This is a genomic window from Pseudomonas sp. SDT291_1_S447, assembly GCF_054070155.1.
Map to the genome: position 1 here is coordinate 1 of NZ_JBSVXS010000271.1, position 1088 is coordinate 1088.

General features: G+C 65.1%; 1 protein-coding gene. It reads right to left on the reverse strand.

Annotation, left to right across the window (positions count from 1 at the left end):
- Nucleotides 1-5: 5 nt before the first annotated feature.
- Nucleotides 6-929, reverse strand: coding sequence for a hypothetical protein (locus ACW9IR_RS29485; RefSeq protein ID WP_457466132.1), 924 nt, complete (start codon nt 927-929; stop codon nt 6-8).
- Nucleotides 930-1088: the final 159 nt, after the last annotated feature.

The following is a 1088-nucleotide window of genomic DNA, read 5'->3' on the forward strand; positions in this document are numbered from 1 at the left end:
CAGCGTCATAGGCCCACCAGTTCACGCACAAAGCTCAGTCCTTCTTTGCTGCCGACCAACAGAACCCCGGCGCATTGAATCCATTCGTGGCCGGGGGCATCGCCGGCCAACAGTTCGCGGCGTAGTTCGCCGGCAGTGCCCGGGCCGATCAGCCGCGCGCGCACGCTGACGTCAGGGTTTCCCCCGGCCAGCAGGTCTTTCAGGTCAGCCAATTGCTTATCTCGCCCCTGCTGCTGGGCGCTTTTGCGAGCTGCCAGCGCTGCCAGATCGGCCAACGGCGAGCTGTCAGCGGCGTAGCCTTCCAGCACGGCTATCTGCCCCGCCATCGACTGTTTGGCAGCTTTGACCACCGTGCAACGCTCCAGTGGCAAACCCTGCCAGCGCGGTAGAGTTCCGGCGCCGGGGATCTCCCACTTTTCACTCTCCAGTTTCACCAGGTGTTGCGCCCGGCGCTCGGTGCGTACCAGGTCAGGGATCGGCAGCAGTGAATTGAAGCGCGCCAAGCTGCTGGCCAACTGTTCCAGGCGCGTGCCCAGGAACAGGATCGACAACGCGTATTGCGGCCCAGTCGGACGCCCGTTGTCGCTGGCGTCTTCCAGTTTCTTGGCGAGATGCTCCAGCGCGTTGGGCGCGGACAGAAAGCGCTGATAGCCCGCGCCCTGGCCAACGCCGCTTTGAAATGGCGTCACGACCAGGCACGCCGGAACCTGCCCCATCTGCTCGGCCAGCGCTGCGCGTCCGGCCGCGATCGCGCCTTTTGCTGCATCACCGACCGGCCCCGGGTTGGTGTTGGCCAGTCCACTCAGGCCAGCCAGGCGCTGGGCGGTGCTGGCCAGTTCGCCACCGGCCAGATCCTTGGCCGCTGACAGCCCGGCCATCCACTGCGTGGCCTGCTCCGGCCAGCGCATTGTCACCGGTGCCCAGGTCATGCCGGCGGCGTCCAAGTGATGGCGTTCATTGCCTTCAGATTTTTGTCTTTCTGAGCCTTCGCCACAGCTTGGCGCAGTGTTTCCGCGTGCTGCTGCGCCGCTTGCCGGAAGCGCACCAGGTCAAGGCTGACTTTCTGCAATTGTTCGATGGTGTGCGGC